The sequence below is a fragment of the Adhaeribacter soli genome, assembly GCF_008727925.1.
Classification (GTDB): domain Bacteria; phylum Bacteroidota; class Bacteroidia; order Cytophagales; family Hymenobacteraceae; genus Adhaeribacter_A; species Adhaeribacter_A soli.
The window spans coordinates 94,185-111,501 of sequence record NZ_VTWT01000004.1; the positions used below are offsets into that span (position 1 = coordinate 94,185).

The following is a 17,317-nucleotide window of genomic DNA, read 5'->3' on the forward strand; positions in this document are numbered from 1 at the left end:
CCCTGTTAAGGAAATGCAAATTTTTAGGCTGGTATATTTTGTTGGATTTCTCCTGCAGTTAGCCCTTGAGGCGATGTGTAAATTCTTCTGCTTAATGAATATTCACTTCCGGGCTTAACTCGATCCCGAATTTTTCCTTTACCGAAGCAATAATATCGTGGGCCAAAGCTTTGATCTTGTTGCCTTCCGCGCCGCCGTAATTTACCAGCACCAGTGCCTGGTTTTTGTGCACGCCGTAGTTATCGATCTGTTTGCCTTTCCAGCCTAGTTGTTCAATGAGCCAGCCGGCCGGCACCTTAATTTTAGTTTCCGAAACCACGTAGCCCGGCATTTCCGGATACAGTTTTTTCAGGCTTTCGAATACCGATTTATCTACTTCCGGATTCTTAAAGAAGCTGCCCGCGTTGCCGATCACCGCCGGGTCCGGAAGCTTGCTTTTCCGGATGGCACAAACCGCTTCGCTGATGGCTTTCAGGTTCAGGTCGGTAATTTCCATGGCGGCCAGGGTTTTCTGAATATCGCCATAGGAAGTGTTGAATTCCGGTTTTTTGCGCAGCTTCAGCGTAACCGAAACAATGATGTATTTGCCTTTCCCGGCTTTTTTGAAATAGCTTTCGCGGTAACCAAAATCGCAGGCATTTTTATTGAAGGTTTCTACTTGGCCGCTTTCCACGTTCACCGCTTCCAGGCTTTCGAACACGTCTTTTAATTCCACGCCGTAAGCGCCAATATTTTGCAAAGGGGCCGCCCCAACCGTCCCGGGAATTAAACTTAAGTTCTCTACACCGGCTAAACCGTGCTCGATGCAGAAAAGCACCATTTCGTGCCACACTTCGCCGCTGCCCGCTTTCACGAACGCATAATCTTCGTTCTGGTCAATTAGCGAAATGCCTTTGATGTTGTTTTTCAGCACCGCGCCTTCAAAATTCCGGGTAAACAACACGTTGCTGCCGCCGCCTAAGATCAGCTTTTCAGCGTTTTTGATTTCCGGGTGTTGCAAAAGCTGCTGCAGTTCTGCCACATTCTCGAACGTAGCAAAATAGCGGGCTTTCACCTCGATGCCGAAGGTGTTGTAAGGTTTAAGCGAAAAATTTTCCTGTAAAAGCATGGATTCAGATTTGTCCCAAAAATACGAAAACCAATCCGGTTTTCAGGCGAATTGGTTTTTCGTTATTATTTTTAAATGTAGGGACAGGTCGCGACCTGTCCGCAAGCATATTGCGTCAAAAATCTGAGATCCAGGTTTCTTTTCCGGTATCCTGAATATTAGTTAATGGTTTCCTGCACCGGCGTTTTCGGTTTATTGCCGCTAAAATCCAAGGTCTGTAGCACCGATACATGCAAAATATGGTTCATGGCATTTGCTTGCCGGTAAGGGGTCAGGAACTGGTTCATGTAGCCAAGTTCCAGGCGGGTTTTCTTATCGTGGAACACCCCAACGGCAGCCAGGAAACGGTTCTGATCGAAGACATTACTGTTAAGCGCAGGGGCGGCTACGTTTAAAAAGATTTCGTCCTGCAAGGCAAAATAAACCACATTTTTTGCCTCCGGTTTTCTGGTAAGATCCAGAATGGTACGGTTGAAATAGCGGATTCGGTTGCCGTATTTGGTGGATCCGGGAGAAACGCTTCCATCCATATGAAGGCGGAGTTGTTCTACAAACCGATGTTCCAGGCGTAACCGGTGCGTCATGTTCAGGTTGGCTGGCCTGTGGTTGAAGATCACCTGTTCCCAGATGCGGTGTTCCGTGGCATAAGCATTCAGGCCGGCGTTGTGCGAATTGATATACGCGTAACCGGCCGTTAAATTAAGTTGCGGGTTCAGGTAGCGGATCAGGCCGGCGCGTAGCAGGTTTTGTTTGGCAAATTTTACGTCTTCATCCATGCGGAACTGCACATCGGCATGAATGCCCCACTTTTCGCCCAATTTGTATTGGCCGAAATAGGTAAACCAGTTCTGCTGGTTGTGGATGTTTTTTTCGGAAGGCTCAAGCGGCGCCTGGGCGAAAACCTGCAGCGAAAGGAATAAGGAAAAGATGGAAAGAAAGGTTTTTTTTCATAGTTGGGAAAACAGTTGCTTTTCCATTACGGGCGGAGGCCCTAATTATTGTGATGCCTCTGAAATTCCTGGAAAAAAAGCAATTCCTGGAGAATCGTGGTTTTTGAAGCCTGCAACGGCAAACGGGAAAGCCCCGGTAGCGTAGGGTTTAAACCCTACGCTACCGGGGCTTTCATTAAAATAGCCTGAGCTGCAAAGTAAGCCGTTGAAAAACAACCTTGCAACAGAAAGCCGCCGGTAGGAGCGTCCCAATCCAGCATTTCGCCAACTACTGAAATATGCGGAAAAGATTTGAGCGAAAAATCCTGATTCACTGCCTCCAGCGAAATACCTCCAACCGTAGAAATCGCTTCTTCGATGGGACGCAAAGACGAAATTGGAACTTCCAGTTGCTTGATCTTGTGCATCAGTTTTTCCGGATTCAGGTAATCTTCTTTAGAAGTGAAAAGTTTGATGAGGGCTAATTGCGCTTTGCTAAGCTTAAAATCCTGCTCGTAATTTTTCGGTTGAATTTGTTTGCCCTGCACTTTTTGGAGCAATTGATCTACTGAATTTAGGGGTTTGAAATCCAGCGTTAAAAAAGCTTCTTTCCCGGTATTTAAAACCTCCCGGATCTTCGGCACAACCGGATAAATAGCATTGCCTTCCAGACCATAATCCGTGATTAATGCTTCGCCTCTTAAACTGAAATCCTCAACCATTACCTGAAGGTTTTTCAGAGGTGCACCGGCGAATTTATTACGGAGATCTTCGGGCCAGTTTACGTTTACGCCGCAATTGGAGCTTTGAAACGGTAGGGTTTTGATGCCTAAAAGTCTGAAAGCATCCAGCCAGTTTCCGGTAGAACCCGTTACCGGCCAGGAAGCGCCGCCCAAAGCAAAAATATAATGATCGGCTTCGGGTGTAATTTCGGTTTCCTGAAGTTTTAAGATTGGTTTATATGCAGCATTGAACCCAACAAACTCGTGCTGAAAATGAAAGGAAACGCCATTTTGCAAAAGCCGGTATTTGATCTTTTGCAGCACCGTAATGGGTTTAATGCCTTTTTCCGGAAAAACCCGGCCGCTGGATCCTACAAAAGTTGGGATGCCTAAACATGCCAGCCAGTTACGCGTGTCTTCGGAATTGAAAGCTGCTAAAGCAGGTTCCAGGAAATCTTTGGGAGTGTATTGGTTGAAAAGTTCTTCGCCCTCCGCACTGTTGGTCAGGTTAAAACCGCCGTTTCCGGCTACTAAGAATTTCCGGCCCAGCGCTTTTCCTTTTTCGTAAATGTGCACTTCGCAATGCGGACTTAACACATCCGCTGCCATTAAACCGGCCGCGCCGCCACCAATAATGGCAATTGTTTTTCGGGAAGTCATCTGGTAAGCGCTGTGGAAACGAAAAAGGTGCCCGCAAAAATAAGAAAACCGATCCGGTTTCCTGGCGGATTGCTGAAAATGTCATCCTGAGCGCTAGCGAAGGATCTTGTCGGCTTCCCATAGAAGGGCTATTTCCAAGCAGCACTTTTAGCGCTCCAAACCATAGCAATTCTAAACAACGTTGCTGTTTGCTTTTCTACTATAAGCCAACAAGGTCCTTCGCTAGCGCTCAGGATGACAAAAAGATTTGAGATATAAAAAGCTAAGCCAACTGTTTTTCCAGCAAACCATCTAAGTTTTCCAGGGCCATGGTCAGGCCTTCTTTCATGCCCATTTTTATCACCGTTTCCAGGTCTTCCAGTTTTTCGTAAGTCGTTTCCATGGTAACGGTAGTGGTTTCGCCGGTTTCGCGGAACGCATTTTTAAAAGTAGCCCGCGGAAGTTCCGGGTTAATGGTACCTTCTGAATCAACAAAACTATCTACAGCAGAAAAATTATTTTGCGGGTTTATGGTTTTATAATCCATCCGGCCCCAGTGCTCTTCGCCTTCCGGCCCCTGCATGGCATAAAGCCAGTAGCCGCCTTCGCGAAAATCCATGGTTTTGGTGCGGGCTTGCCACGGCTTGGGCGCCCACCACTGGTCCAGTAGTTCGGCCTGGGTAAAGGCGGCCCAGACGTTGGTTAGCGGCGCGGCAAATTCCCGTTCTACCAGCAGCTTGTTGTTTTCTTTGTCGACGGTGAAATTCATTAGGAGGCTACTTTTCATTTTGCATTTTATTTAAGTTGAACAATACCTGATCTAACTGATCGAAACGGCTTTCCATCATCCCTTTGAACTGCTCCAGCCATTTATCGACCTCTTTCATTTTAGCAGCTTCCAAGTGGTAGTAGATCTCCCGCCCAACTTTTACCTGTTTCACCAGTTCGCATTCTGCCAGTATATTGATATGCTTCGAAACCGCTTGGCGGGTAGAATCAAAATGTTCGGCCAGGGCATTCGGGGTCATGGCCTGGGCAGCGAGCAACACTAAAATGGCTCTCCGGGTTGGGTCGGCAATGGCCTGAAATACATCGCGCTTCATGGTAAGAATACTTGATATGCAACTATATGGTTGCGAATATATGCGCAATTATTTGGTTGCGCAAGGTTTGAATCAATTTTTTGTCTAAAGTTCTTAAGGCGAAAAGCCTATAAAAAAACCAGCTTATAGGAAGCTGGTTCTAAAATTTGAGTCATATGGAAACCCTACTTGGTTTCAACTATAAAAATATTGTTTTTTAATTCTGCCACTTTAGCCGTTAAAGGTTTCGTTTTTAAGGAATTCGAATAAACCGGATAATCAAATCCCTCAACATTCTTAAGGAAGGTTTCTAAATAGCTGGCTTTAATTGCATAGTTGGTGGCATCGGCAATAGTTGATTTGGCATAAATTACGCCAATAACATTTCCTTCATCATCAATTAAAGGGCCGCCGCTGTTTCCCGGCTGAACGGCTGCAGATATCTGGAATTTACTTATATCACCCTGCACGCCACTTTTCGCACTTATAATTCCATCTGTTAATTTAATTTCATCCCCCAGGGCAAAGGTTAATGGATAACCCATAGCATAGATTTTTTCACCTTGCTGAATATTAGTACTCCTGATAGCATAAGGGATCTTAAACTTCACATTTTTATTACTGATTTTAAGTAACGCTAGATCATTGCTTGGATCTGTGCTTACAATGGTTACTCCATACTTTGTTGAGAAATCCCCATCAATGCCTTTAACAGTAATTTCTTTAGCATTTTCAATTACATGGTAATTTGTAACAAAATACCCGGCATCAGAAACTAGAAAGCAAGTGCCCTGACCCTCGCCGCTTTTACTGGCAATTCCTCGTAAAGAACTTTTATTTATTGGAAAATCAAGATTTTCCTCCTGTTTCATTACATTCTTTATCTTGTTTAAGTATTTCTCAACATCTGCTTTCTGCGCTTCATTAAAATTTCCACCGTTATAAAGTACGTAATATTCATTACCTCTTTTAACGTTAACATTTATCTGGGCGGAACGTGAAGTAGCCGGGGAATATTGGCTGGCAGGGCAACTTTGATTTATAGTAATTGCGATATCACCTTCAGAATAAATTTTATATTTTACTATAGAACCTAAGCTTAGATTGAATTCTCTCTGATTTGGAAAAGTAATATCTGATCTGCAGGCAGAGCCAAAATAATTCCCGGTTCTAACCAAATTAATAGTAGCATGAGGCAAATCATTATTTTGTCCATTCGCAGTTAGGCTACATACCAAAAGAACCAAAAAGAAAAATGAGAAAAAAGAAAATTTATTCATGTTGAAATGTTTAAGGCTTGTTAAATTTAAAACTAAAACCTTGAATTAAATAGGCTTCTTGAAAAAAACTTCATGATTTATAAATTCTGTTACCCCCGCTGCTTATACCCACTCCAACCATAATACAGCAGATACAAATAGCAAAGCGCCGGCACCAGGTAAGCGAATTGAATATGCGAAGCATCGGAAATCAAACCCATCAGCGGCGGAATTAAGGCACCACCTACAATAGCCATAATGAGATAAGAAGAACCCTGTTTTGTATAAATGCCCAGGCCTTTAATGGCCAGCGGGAAAATGATAGGCCACATCACGGAGTTGCAAACGCCTACCAGCACCATCAGCCACAAAGCGGTTTCACCGGTTAAAGCCACCGAAGCAACTACCAGCACCATAGCCACCGCGCAAACAATGCGCAAGGCTTTGGCATCGTTAATTTTGGTCAGCCACGGAATACCGATGAACCTGCCGATCATGGAACCGCCCCAGTAGCAGGCCACGAATTTAGAACCGATCTGCTCCGTGAAACCGCCCAGGCTGGAAGATTGCCCCAGCGAGAAAAGCCAGTTGCTGAAACTGCTCAGGTCGGTAATGTGCAGGTCCTGGCCGTAGCGGATTATGAAAGAACCCACGCCCACTTCCGCGCCCACGTACACGAAAATAGCTACAATACCCAGCACCAGGTGGCGGAATTGCAGCGCGCTTGTTTTGCCCGAAGCGGCTTCCACGGGCGTATGTTCATCCTGCAGGCTTTCGATGTTCGGCATTTTGGTGGCTTTGGCAATAAAGGCCAGTACCAGCAGCACCGCCCCGATAATGGCATAAGGCAGGATCACCAGTCCGGCTTCGGCATTCAGGAAATTCTCTTTTTGCGCCGCCGGCATATTCGCCAGTTGCTCGGCCGTATAATCTACCCCGCTCAACAGCAGCATGCCGCCAATGATCGGGCTCAGCGTTCCGGCCAGGGAATTGAAAGCGCCCATCAAGCTCAACCGGCTGGCCGCTTTATGCGCCGGCCCCAGCACCGAAACGTACGGATTGGCGGCCACCTGCAACAAGGTAACGCCGGAAGCCAGCACCGCCAAGGCCAGTAAAAAGAACGGGTACTGCCGCGTCATGGCCGCCGGTAAAAACAGGAACGCGCCCACCGCACAAATGCCCAGACCCAGCACAATGCCATTCTTATACCCGATCCGGTTCAGGATATTGCCCGCCGGAATAGACATCAGGAAATAAGCCCCGAAAAATGCAAACTGCACCAGGCTCGACTGAAAATCGGTCAGTTCGCAGGCCCGTTTCAGGTGCGGGATCAGGATGTCGTTCATGTTCGTAACGAAGCCGAACGTAAAGAAAAGCGTGATCACGATCATCAGCGGGCCGGTGTAATTCCGGGTTACCGCCTGATTTGCAGAAGTTTGGTTAGGAGAAGAAACAGGTGCTGCCATAAAAATGGAAATGGTATGTGTTTAGCCTTTAAAAGTAATGAAAATGTCTGAAATAATATTCGGCGCAGCCAATTTGGATTCGTCAGATTTAGGGATTTTTGGATTGGTTTGTCGGGGTGAGTTTTTCCGGCAGAAAGCATAGCGTTTTACCCCACCTAAATCCTCCCCTAAAAACAGGGGAGGACTTTTGATCGGGAATGCGTGAAGTTCTAGGATTAGGGTAATCTTGTTCAGGAATGCGTGGTGTAACCACCCCCGAACCCCTCCTTGAAAAAAGGAGGGGAGCTGCGTTACTGCTGATCTTTTATTTTAATGCTTATAAAACGCTATGCTTTCAGGCGGAAAAACTCAAATTAGAAATTTGCAAAACTTTCATTGCCGTCTGCTTTAGCTGACGGTTTCAGCTCCCCGCCTTAGATAAGGAGGGGCTGGGGGTGGTTGGAATTCGGAGCTGCAAGATAAAAGGTAAGAGAAGGAATAACTTATAAAAACCACAAACTGCCTTCCGATCTCCCAAAACCAATCCTGGCAATCCCTTAAATCCCAAAAATCGTGTTCAGACAACAATCCTATAATCCTCTAATCTGACGAATCCCAATTCAGACAAGTAATTCAGACAAATTTTCGCAACTTTACAATCCCAAAAAACAAACCACGCCTTATGAAACCAACCGCCGGAAAAACCTTTCAAATGACTGCCACCACCCAATTCGGGCTGGAAGAAATCCTGGCGGAAGAACTTTATCAGTTGGGCGCGAAAAACATAGAAGTTGGCAGCCGGGCGGTACGGTTTTTGGGCGATACCAAACTGATGTATGAAGCTAATTTGTGGTGCCGCACCGCGGTTAGAATTCTGAAACCCTTCGCCAATTTCCCGGCCCGCGACGAAAAAGACCTCTACAAACAAGTACAGAAAATAGACTGGACCGAATACCTTTCCGTGGACAGCACGTTTGCCATCAGTTCGGTGGTAAACCAAAGCACCTTTGAGCATTCGTTGTTCGTGAGCCAGCTTACCAAAGACGCCATTGCCGATCAGTTCCGCGATAAATTCGGCAAACGCCCTTCCGTAGACCTCGATAACCCGGACGTGCGCATTAACCTGCACATGCTCGAAAACCGCGTGAACCTGTCGCTCGATTCCTCCGGCGATTCGCTGCACAAACGCGGTTACCGCCTGCAAACCAACGTGGCGCCGCTAAACGAAATTCTGGCTGCCGGCATCATCCTGCTTACCGGCTGGGACAAAAAAACGCCGCTTTACGACCCGATGTGCGGTTCCGGCACCCTGCTCACCGAAGCCGCGATGATCGCCCACAACATTGCGCCCGGCCTGTACCGCCACGATTTCGGTTTCACGCACTGGCAGGATTTCGACGAAGAACTTTTCAAGCAGGTGATCCGCGAAGCCCGCCAGCAGGAAGACCCCGACAACGACGTGCCCATCATTGGTTCCGACATCGACCGCGATTACGTGGAAGCCGCCCGCAACAACATTTCCAGCGCCGAGCTCGACGATTACATCCGGGTAAAAACCGCCGATTTCAAGGAAACCCAGAAGCCCGAAGAAAAAGGCATCCTGATCGTGAACCCGCCCTACAACGAACGTCTGGTAAACGAAAACATCAACGAACTCTACAAAATGATCGGCGACACCCTGAAAACCAATTACCAGGACTGGGACGCCTACGTGTTCACCGGAAACCTGGAAGCCGCCAAAAACATCGGCCTCAAAACCTCCCGCCGCATCCCGCTCTACAACGGCTCCATCGATAGCCGTTTGCTGAAGTATGAGTTGTATAGAGGAAGTAAGAAGGAGAAAGGGGAGAGGTAAAGTTTGGTTATTAATTAGGTTACAAGTTGATTATTTGGTTAAATGATACACGAAAGTTTTTATTGGAAGGAAGAGCTTTATAAAAGTTATTTGACTGTAGCTAAATTTAGGCACTTAAAAAGTGTGTCTGAAAAATCCCTTGTCAAACTTGAAAAGGCCTTATTAATGGGGGCTTATATTATCAGAAAACTGGATGAAGCCCAGAAAATTCCACCAGATTTTTTATTGAACAAGGAAATACTAAGTTTTCGAAGTAAAAAGGATACGGTAGTTGATCATTTAAATTGGCATAGATTTGAAAAGCATTATGATTTTGATAAAGTATTTAAAGTTGAAAAAGATTGGCGATTTATTTTAAATCAGCTTATTCATAGTTTTTCTTTAATCTACTCAACTGATGATACAGATAAATTTGATGGGATTTTAATTAATTCTGATCAGACAAAGAAAGTAGGAATCTTCTTTTTGCCATTAAAAACTTTATTGACTATTTTTTTATCAATCTCAGAAGGAGATATAACGGATGCATATTATAAAAGGGAAATAAATATAAATGGATCTGATGAGAAAAGTAAAGTGTCAGAGTTGAAATTGGTTAAGGCTATTTATTTATACCCAAATGGATTTAATGTCGATAAAATAGTCACTCAAACATTAAATGGCGAAATCTATAAAAGATTATTTTGAAGTAGTATCCTTTGAACTTGAGTTAAATCACTAATTATTATCAATTTTATTCTGACAATATAATCATATGAAAGATATTATTTTCAATAGAGTACTGCAATAAATATAAGTTAGAATAAATGGATTTGAATCAGGAGGAAAAGAAGAAGTTTCAAGATGAAGAATATGAAAATTATCGAATGTTCTACTTATTACAATTTGATAGAATTGATAAACTAGAAACTAAAAGGGAAAATTTTTGCAATTATGTATTAACTATAAGCTCTGCAATTTATGTAGCCGGTTTTGCATTTTTGGAAAAGTTAGATTTTGAAAATTTATACATTTTAGCCTGTTTTGTTATTTTAATCAATTTTGCTTCAATTTTATTTGTTTGGAAGACAAGGCCTTGGGTAAAACTTCATCAAGAGAGAGCAAAATTAGCTAGTGAAAAGTATTCAAAAAAGCTTTTAAAGATTGAGGGTAAAGCAGAGAAATTGGTAAAGGATAGGTATATAGGTAAAAACTTCTTAACTAAATATTATTATAAAAAGACGTATTCTTTTAATAGCGATCAAGATTGGTTTAGACGAAGTTTAATCTATGTGTATTTACATTTCCTTATAATTGTTTTAAGCTTCATTTCAATTCCCTATTCTAATCAAATAGAAAAGGAGAAGGATAATAATTCAGCTGAAATAAAATGTTGTAGAGCTGAATAGTTATTAAAAACAATCCCAGTGTCTGAATGCCTTCCACAAACAACCTCCACATCACTCGCCACCAAAACTACCCAAACCGCCCCACCATCATCTTCCTGCACGATTCCTTAGGCTGCATCCAGCTCTGGCGAAACTTCCCGGAAAAGCTCGGCAACCTGACCCAATGTAACGTGCTGGTTTACGACCGGCAAGGTTATGGCCAGGCCGCACCCTTCACCCATCCGGAAAGAGATAACACCTATTTAGAAAAAGAAGCCGACGTGTTGCACCACCTCCTGCAAACCACCGGCATCCAAAAAGCCATCCTCTTCGGCCACTCCGACGGCGGTTCCATTGCCCTGATCGCCGCCGCCAAATACCCGAAGCAGATCATCGGCATCGTTACCGAAGGCGCCCATATTTTTGTGGAAGAAGAAACCCTGAACGGTATCCGCGAAGCCGTAAAGACCTACCAAACCACCGACCTCAAAATCCGCCTCACCAAATACCACGGAAACAAAACCGAAGCCGTATTCCAGGCCTGGGCCCACACCTGGCTCACCCCGCAATTCCGCACTTGGAACATCGAAAACTTCCTGCCCCAAATCCAATGCTTCAGCCTCATTATCCAGGGCGAAAACGACGAATACGGTACCCTGGCGCAAGTAGCAGGCATCGTAAACCAAACCACCGGAAAAGCAACCAGTTTTATTATTCCCAACGTCGGCCACACGCCCCACAAAGAAGCCCCGGAACTGGTTTTAGAAAAGGCAGCGGCGTTTATTAAAGGGTTGTTATAAGATTAAAATGTAATGCGATTGTCCCCCTTGGAGAGCTTGTCCCGAACTTGCTTCGGGAGGGTAGGGGGAGGACTTTTGCTGCAGTAAGGTCAACCACCCCCAACCCCTCCTTGAAAAGGAGGGGAGCTGCGGCGTAGCTTAATTTTTAGTATGTGCTTATAGCAAACGGTAGCCTTTTAAGCTCCAAAAGTCATAAGTAGCTGGAACCAAAAAGCTCCCCTCCTTTTTTCAAGGAGGGGCTGGGGGTGATTCCTTCACGCATTCCTGGTCACAAATCCTCCCCTGTTTTCAGCTATTTAGGTAGGGTCAAAATGCTATGCTTTTCAGGTCTAAAACTCCGAAGGAATCCGGAAACGCCTTACAAGTCATCGATCATATCCCCTAGATCGCTTACGCCCAACGTGAACCAGATAATAACGAAGCCCAGGAAAACTTTAGCCAAAAACGGAACCGGACGGCCAAAGATCTTCATGCATAACGCATCGGCAGGCGGAAAGTGAAGCGCGGAAATCAACAGGAAGACAATTCCCGGAACGGGGTGCACCAGCAGCAAATTCGACAGGCCGATGATAAAAACTACCAGCCCGATCAGCCAGCTGAAAAGCAGCGTTAAATTGACATCTTTCATAGCGCAGTCTTTTAACTTCCGGCGAAAGGTGATCCAAAAATGCCCACGGCCAGTTCCGCCCAGATCAGCAAGAGTGCCAGCAGAATAGCGCCGATTATAAGGATCCGGGTTGTGGGTTTTTGTATCTTCCGGAAAGCAAGTTCGCACAAAAGCCCCGTGCCGGTGAGCAAAATACCCATAATAATAAAATCGGATAGGGTCCAGTTTACTTCATTTGTGAATTGCATGGCAATTAAGGGAATGCTCAGGATAAGGGCTACGGTAAGCAAAATGCCGTAAAGTCTTTTGTTTTGCATGATCATGATCTTTCTGTTTTTAGGTTGATAATAAGCTGATTAGTAAAATCCTGTTTTCAAATTAAGGATAAGAATGTTTGTGTTTAAAGTGCTTTGAAATTCAAAGTGAAAATCTAAAAAAATATCAGTTCTCTTTCCGGTTGCTTAAAATAAGCTGCTCCAGCGCATCTAAGTGAGTTTTAAAAGCTTCGCGGCCGAGGTCCGAGGCCTGGTAAGTAGTATTTGGTTTACGGCCCACAAACTGCTTTTCTACATGCAGGTAGCCGGCCTCTTCCAAAGCGCGCAGGTGACTGGCCAGGTTGCCGTCGGTTAATTGCAGCGTATCTTTCAAGGTATTGAAATCTACCCGTTCGTCCACCATCAGCACCGACATTATGCCGAGCCGCGCCCTGCTTTCGAAGGCTTTGTTTATGTTTTCAAGGTAACTTTTCACGGGTTTGTTAGCGTTCGTACTTAAAATACACCAGCATGCCGTACACCATGTGCAGCACGCCAAACCCCACCGTCCAGGCTAATAACCCATAACCCACAAAAAAGCCGGCCAGCAAACCCAGTACAATTTCGAAAATACCCAGGTAGCGGATGTCGCTCAGGGTGTATTTGCTGGCGTTCAGCAAAGCACAACCGTAAAAAACAAGCATTGCCGGTGCTACTAAAAACAGCAGGTTGTGGTAGAAGAGCACCGCACAAAAAATCCCACCCGCCGCTAATGGTATAAACAAATTAACTAGCATCCGCTCCGTTTTGCTGTCCCAAACCCGATGATTGGATTTGCGTGCGTTACGGATCGTGAAATAAGCAGCCGAGCAAAACGCCAGGATAAACACCAGGGCCGCTGCCGAAAGCATAAAAAAGATAACTTCGTTGCTCAGGCCGCGGCCTAAGTTTTCATTATAATTTATACCATGGGTAACCAGGTACCATTTCACCACCGCAGCCCCCAGAAGCGCCGAAACCCCGGCTGCCACCCCTGAAAGCCCGCTCAGGGAAATAAACCGGGAAGAACGATCCATGATGTTGCGGATCTCGTGCAGGGTAGCTAACTGGTCTTGCTGCTGGTTCATATAAAAGTACTTTGCATTCCAAAGTTATTAAGCGTTTACGTAATGTCAAGGAGTTTGGGTTATTTTATTTTTAAGGTTTTTGAAAGGAATAGTATAAGGCTTTGCTTTTCAAGCGAAAAGAAAAACTTAAAACGCTATGCTGCTAGATAGAAAAGGAAAGCAACAGCAGAATCATTTTTTCTCAAAATCCAACATTTGGAGCTTTGACAGAAAGGAATGTTTCTCCTGACATCTGATTAAATATTGTGTTTTCACGCATATCGCCAGCGCAGCGCCCCTGAAAACCACGTTAGCTGGATAAAAACTAACTTAAAAGATGCTCACTACAGAGGAGTGCTGATACCAGTTTCTGTGAGAGCGGCCTCCAAGCTTACTGGTGCCGACGCAGGAGGCAGCCCGGAAGGGCAGGTAAGGTTGCAGCCGCGAACGCAGAAACGAAGCCACCCGGCTTGAGGGAGAAAGCACAATTGAAAGTAAAAAGTTGGAAGCTAAAAAAGAAAAGCCTGCTTTAAAAACGCTATGTTTTCAGGCAGAAAAACCCAGCAGCATACTTAACTACTAACTTATAGCGATTTGGCACCGCCGAACTTCGGTTTCTCCTGACGCTGGAACGGCATGAAAAAGGTATTTCTTTTGGATAAAAAACTGCTAACCGCCGACGAGGTTCTTCGCTAGCGCTCAGAATGACAAAAAAGGAAAATGACAAAAAAGAATCAATTCAAATACTTCACCTGCACAAAACAATCCGAACTCCGGCCTTTATCATCGGCGCAGGAAATCTTGATCTGCCCCGGTTCCGGTAAGAAGAACACCTTTTCGTGCACCAAAGCCTCTTTGTAAAATTTATCGTTCACGTACCAATACACTTTTTTTACTTCCTTATCGGCCTGCGCGCTAAGCAGGAGTTGCTGCTTTTCTTCCCGCTCCACCAAATATTCCGAACCATCAGCCGGCGAAGCAATGAATGGCGCATTTTCCGCAAAAACCCGGGAACAAGCCGGGTTGTGCGCCGGAAGTTTCTGATACGGAATCCGTTCGCGTTCGTAAAAAGCCACCAGTTCGCGCGGTTCGTTCGGGTAGAATTTTTTGATGTACCCGTTCGCAGGCAAACAATCACGGCAGTAAGAAAATTGCTCATCCGCAGAAACGAACATTCTTCTTAAATGGCTGCATTTTGGCGTTTGGGTGATGCCGGGCAGGAAGTAATCCATTTGCTCGTTCTGGCAGAATTCCTCCGGCACCAAACCGCTTTCGGTACAAACCGAACGGAATGCCAAAGCAGCCGGCGGGGTGTACCAGTCGTTCGAAGAATTATAATCCAGCGCATTGAAAAGGTCGAAAAGTAGTGGTGTGCCGATTTCAGTGCCGGTTAAAGCCGGAGCGCCTACGCCGTTAAAATTCCCGACCCAAACCGCAATGGTATAGTGCTTGTTGTAGCCGATGCTCCAGGCATCGCGGCGGCCATACGATGTCCCGGTTTTCCAGGCGATCTTCGGCAAATGCATACTGCTGGCATATGTATTCGGCAGATCCGGACGGGTAAGCTGCGCCAGAATTTCGGTGGTTAAATAGGCCGCCGATGGCGAAAATAACGGGATGCTTTTGGCCAAAGAATCTGTTTTGATCCATTGCAGCGGCGCGTATTTTCCTTCGTTGGCAAAGGTAGCGAAAAGGTTCGCCAGTTCTTCCAGCTTCACCCCGCAGCCACCCAACACCGAGGACAAACCCAATTTTCGTTCGTCTTTCTTTACCTGCTCAAAACCAGCCTGCTTCAGCTGTTGAACAAAAATATTCACGCCCATCTGCTCCAGGACCTTCACCGCCGGTACGTTCAGCGAATAGGCCAGGGCCTTTTCCACCGTAATGTTTCCGTTGAATTTCTTGTCGAAGTTTTCGGGCTGGTAGCCGCCAAAATCAGTAGGCACATCAGTCAGCGTCATCTTCGGCGTGATCAAACCGCGGTCGAAAGCCAGCGCATACAGAAACGGCTTCAGCGTACTTCCCGGCGACCGCACCGCGCGAATGCCGTCTACCTGTCCGTAATTTTCGCGGTCTTCAAAATCAGCAGAACCCACGTAGGAAACTACTTTGCGCGTCCGGTTATCGATCACCAAAACGGAAGCATTCGTAATGCCCAGGCTGTGCAGCCGCTGTACGTAATTGTTGGTAAGCACTTCGGTCTTGGTTTGCTTCTGCCGGTCTAAATGGGTGCGGACGATGGGCTGTTGCGGATATTGCCTGAGCAAACGATAGGCAAAATGCGGGGCAAACTTGGGTGCAGCGTGGCGTTTGGCAATTAAGGGTTCCTGCAACGCATCTTCAATTTCCTTTTCCGGAAACAAACCTTCCTGCCGGAAATAATGCAGCCAGCGGTTCCGTTCCTTTAAAATTGCGTCGTTGTTTTTGCCTAAAACCAGCGAAGTCGGGCGGTTAGGGATAATGGCCAGCGTAACGGTCTGGGCTAAACTCAGGTAGTTGGGCGCTTGCTGAAAATAAAGCAGCGCCGCCGATTTCACCCCTTCAATATTGCTGCCGTAAGGCGCCAGGTTCAGGTAAAACTGCAGGATCTCGGCCTTGCTGAAATAATATTCCAATTGCATTGCCCGGAAAATCTCGACTAGTTTATTGCTGTAGGTGCGTTCCTTGGGTTCCATCAAACGCGCTACCTGCATCGTGATGGTACTGGCGCCGCTGGTTTTGCGTCCCCGCACCACGTTGTTGAATAAAGCCCGAAACATAGCCACCGGATTTACGCCCGGGTGCCGGTAAAAATATTTGTCTTCCTTGTAAACAATGGCCTTTTGCAGCGTGGGGGTAATTTCATCCAACTCTGTTTTCATCCGCCATTTCTGGTTGTGGTTCAGAAAGGCGTGCAGCACAGTGCCGTCGGCAGCCGTTACCAAAGGCGAATAATTCAGCTGGACTTTTAGGGGGAAGAAGAAGTTAAGTAAAAACGCCAGGGAAAGGAAGCCAAAAACCGGTGCTAAAAACAAACGGGCAGCGGCGCGGAGATAGCGGTTGCGGAGGAAGGTTTTGAGTATAGATTTTCCCGAAGAAAGCATAGCGTTTGGGTTTAAAGGAGTGCTATGCTGATTTAACTTTATTCGAATAGTATTTGATAAACCAATCCGGCACTTCTTCCGGATCAATTTCATCCCAGTGCTTTTCGCCTTTTTCGTTTTTGAAATGCGCAAATAACCGGAACATTTCGCCGTCTTTGGAATTATCGAAAAAGTAGCATTGATATACTAATTGAGCAGCCTCGAAAAGCAAATCCAGGGAACGGTAATAGCGACTTTCTATTTTGTCGGTGGGTACGTCGTGGCCCCCCTGCTTTGTTCTTACGCTAACCCGGAATCTATTGATCTCCGGCGATTCGGTGGACACAAAATACAAATACACTTTATAACCGGCTGCGGCCGCTTCCCGCATTATTTCGAGTTTGGAAGGATGGGAAAATACCGTTTCAAAGGAGAATTTCTTCCGTTCTTTTAATAACTTTTTGCGGAGAAAATCGGCCAGGATCTGAGCCAGCCGTTCATCGGACGCAGCATCAAGCAGTGTTACTTTATTATTACTTAGCTGAAAGGAATTCAGAAAATCGGCTTGCTTGAAAGAACCGGAAAGTAAACCCGAAGCCAGTACCGTTTCGGTAAGTTCTTCAACGGAAACCTGAATTTTGTAAGAATTGAACGTAAATTTATTTTCCCGCACCGCTTTGGCAATGTCATCGGCATTTACATAAATGCCGAAATCTACGGGAATCTGGCTTACTTTATAAGCTTTAACGGCATTGATAATGGTGCTTTTGCCCGAACCGTTAGGCCCGGCAAAAACGCGGAGCCGAAGATTGGAATTAGTCGAGGGCAATTTTCCCGGTACGTTTTACGGTCTTCAGCCGGCTAAGCTTTTCTTCGTGCCCGTCTTTATCGATGCGCACCAGCCAGCCGTCTTTCGCTTCAATCACGTAGCCCGCCACTTCCATGGCCGCCTTCGAAGCTTTCTTAATAGCCGGAACGGCCGCCCGCAGCAAAACCCGCTTCGTTAAATAAGCTGTTTCGGAAACCGAGATATTTCTGGATGCTTTCAGCGCTTGCTCTTTCATAATTTAAAGATACGGATT

The 17,317-nt window shown here is 45.7% G+C and carries 18 protein-coding genes; 4 read left to right on the forward strand and 14 right to left on the reverse strand.

The features are described 5' to 3' along the window. Positions 1-91: 91 nt before the first annotated feature. The 7 genes from murB to F0P94_RS08580 form a co-directional block, all read right to left on the reverse strand. On the reverse strand, positions 92-1,108 hold the full coding sequence (gene murB / locus F0P94_RS08550; RefSeq protein WP_150903467.1) for a UDP-N-acetylmuramate dehydrogenase: 1,017 nt from the start codon (positions 1,106-1,108) through the stop codon (positions 92-94). A gap of 158 nt (positions 1,109-1,266) precedes the next feature. Beyond that, the gene (locus tag F0P94_RS08555; RefSeq protein ID WP_150903468.1) at positions 1,267-2,037 is read right to left on the reverse strand and encodes a DUF2490 domain-containing protein; all 771 of its coding nucleotides are present in this window, start codon (positions 2,035-2,037) and stop codon (positions 1,267-1,269) included. 176 nt (positions 2,038-2,213) lie between these two features. Then, the gene (locus F0P94_RS08560; protein ID WP_150903469.1) at positions 2,214-3,419 is read right to left on the reverse strand and encodes a BaiN/RdsA family NAD(P)/FAD-dependent oxidoreductase; all 1,206 of its coding nucleotides are present in this window, start codon (positions 3,417-3,419) and stop codon (positions 2,214-2,216) included. A 262-nt stretch (positions 3,420-3,681) separates the two neighbouring features. Further along, complete coding sequence (locus F0P94_RS08565; protein ID WP_225307167.1) at positions 3,682-4,167, reverse strand: SRPBCC family protein; 486 nt, start codon at positions 4,165-4,167, stop codon at positions 3,682-3,684. Between the two features lie 7 nt (positions 4,168-4,174). After that, positions 4,175-4,501 carry an ArsR/SmtB family transcription factor gene (locus tag F0P94_RS08570; protein WP_150903471.1) on the reverse strand — a complete coding sequence of 109 codons (327 nt, stop codon included), beginning with the start codon at positions 4,499-4,501 and terminating at the stop codon, positions 4,175-4,177. 164 nt (positions 4,502-4,665) lie between these two features. Further along, a complete protein-coding gene (locus tag F0P94_RS08575; protein WP_150903472.1) occupies positions 4,666-5,760 on the reverse strand; it encodes a S1C family serine protease in 1,095 nt (364 codons plus the stop codon). A gap of 89 nt (positions 5,761-5,849) precedes the next feature. After that, positions 5,850-7,205 carry a sugar MFS transporter gene (locus F0P94_RS08580; protein WP_150903473.1) on the reverse strand — a complete coding sequence of 452 codons (1,356 nt, stop codon included), beginning with the start codon at positions 7,203-7,205 and terminating at the stop codon, positions 5,850-5,852. 661 nt (positions 7,206-7,866) lie between these two features. Between F0P94_RS08580 and F0P94_RS08585 the strand changes: the two genes are divergently transcribed. The 4 genes from F0P94_RS08585 (at position 7,867) to F0P94_RS08600 (ending at position 11,206) form a co-directional block, all read left to right on the forward strand. After that, on the forward strand, positions 7,867-9,039 hold the full coding sequence (locus F0P94_RS08585; RefSeq protein ID WP_150903474.1) for a THUMP domain-containing class I SAM-dependent RNA methyltransferase: 1,173 nt from the start codon (positions 7,867-7,869) through the stop codon (positions 9,037-9,039). A gap of 42 nt (positions 9,040-9,081) precedes the next feature. After that, the gene (locus tag F0P94_RS08590) at positions 9,082-9,726 is read left to right on the forward strand and encodes a hypothetical protein (RefSeq protein WP_150903475.1); all 645 of its coding nucleotides are present in this window, start codon (positions 9,082-9,084) and stop codon (positions 9,724-9,726) included. A 119-nt stretch (positions 9,727-9,845) separates the two neighbouring features. After that, positions 9,846-10,427 (forward strand): hypothetical protein, encoded by a 582-nt coding sequence (locus F0P94_RS08595; protein WP_150903476.1) that lies wholly within the window; start codon positions 9,846-9,848, stop codon positions 10,425-10,427. Between the two features lie 26 nt (positions 10,428-10,453). Next, the gene (locus F0P94_RS08600; RefSeq protein ID WP_150903477.1) at positions 10,454-11,206 is read left to right on the forward strand and encodes an alpha/beta fold hydrolase; all 753 of its coding nucleotides are present in this window, start codon (positions 10,454-10,456) and stop codon (positions 11,204-11,206) included. Between the two features lie 358 nt (positions 11,207-11,564). Here F0P94_RS08600 and F0P94_RS08605 read toward each other — a convergent pair whose 3' ends face one another. From F0P94_RS08605 to F0P94_RS08635, 7 genes are all read right to left on the reverse strand, one after another. Beyond that, on the reverse strand, positions 11,565-11,834 hold the full coding sequence (locus F0P94_RS08605) for a hypothetical protein (RefSeq protein WP_150903478.1): 270 nt from the start codon (positions 11,832-11,834) through the stop codon (positions 11,565-11,567). A gap of 11 nt (positions 11,835-11,845) precedes the next feature. Continuing rightward, on the reverse strand, positions 11,846-12,136 hold the full coding sequence (locus F0P94_RS08610) for a hypothetical protein (protein ID WP_191906977.1): 291 nt from the start codon (positions 12,134-12,136) through the stop codon (positions 11,846-11,848). A gap of 118 nt (positions 12,137-12,254) precedes the next feature. Continuing rightward, positions 12,255-12,503, reverse strand: coding sequence for a winged helix-turn-helix domain-containing protein (locus tag F0P94_RS08615; protein ID WP_394349681.1), 249 nt, complete (start codon positions 12,501-12,503; stop codon positions 12,255-12,257). 67 nt (positions 12,504-12,570) lie between these two features. Next, positions 12,571-13,194: a hypothetical protein gene (locus F0P94_RS08620; RefSeq protein WP_150903481.1), complete on the reverse strand. Its 624-nt coding sequence runs from the start codon at positions 13,192-13,194 to the stop codon at positions 12,571-12,573. A gap of 713 nt (positions 13,195-13,907) precedes the next feature. Next, positions 13,908-16,256, reverse strand: a complete 2,349-nt coding sequence (pbpC, locus tag F0P94_RS08625; protein WP_150903482.1) for a penicillin-binding protein 1C — start codon at positions 16,254-16,256, stop codon at positions 13,908-13,910. 22 nt (positions 16,257-16,278) lie between these two features. Next, positions 16,279-17,064, reverse strand: coding sequence for a zeta toxin family protein (locus F0P94_RS08630; RefSeq protein ID WP_150903483.1), 786 nt, complete (start codon positions 17,062-17,064; stop codon positions 16,279-16,281). Further along, the gene (locus F0P94_RS08635; RefSeq protein ID WP_150903484.1) at positions 17,051-17,299 is read right to left on the reverse strand and encodes a hypothetical protein; all 249 of its coding nucleotides are present in this window, start codon (positions 17,297-17,299) and stop codon (positions 17,051-17,053) included. The genes F0P94_RS08630 and F0P94_RS08635 overlap by 14 nt, the downstream gene beginning before the upstream one ends. Positions 17,300-17,317 lie beyond the last annotated feature (18 nt).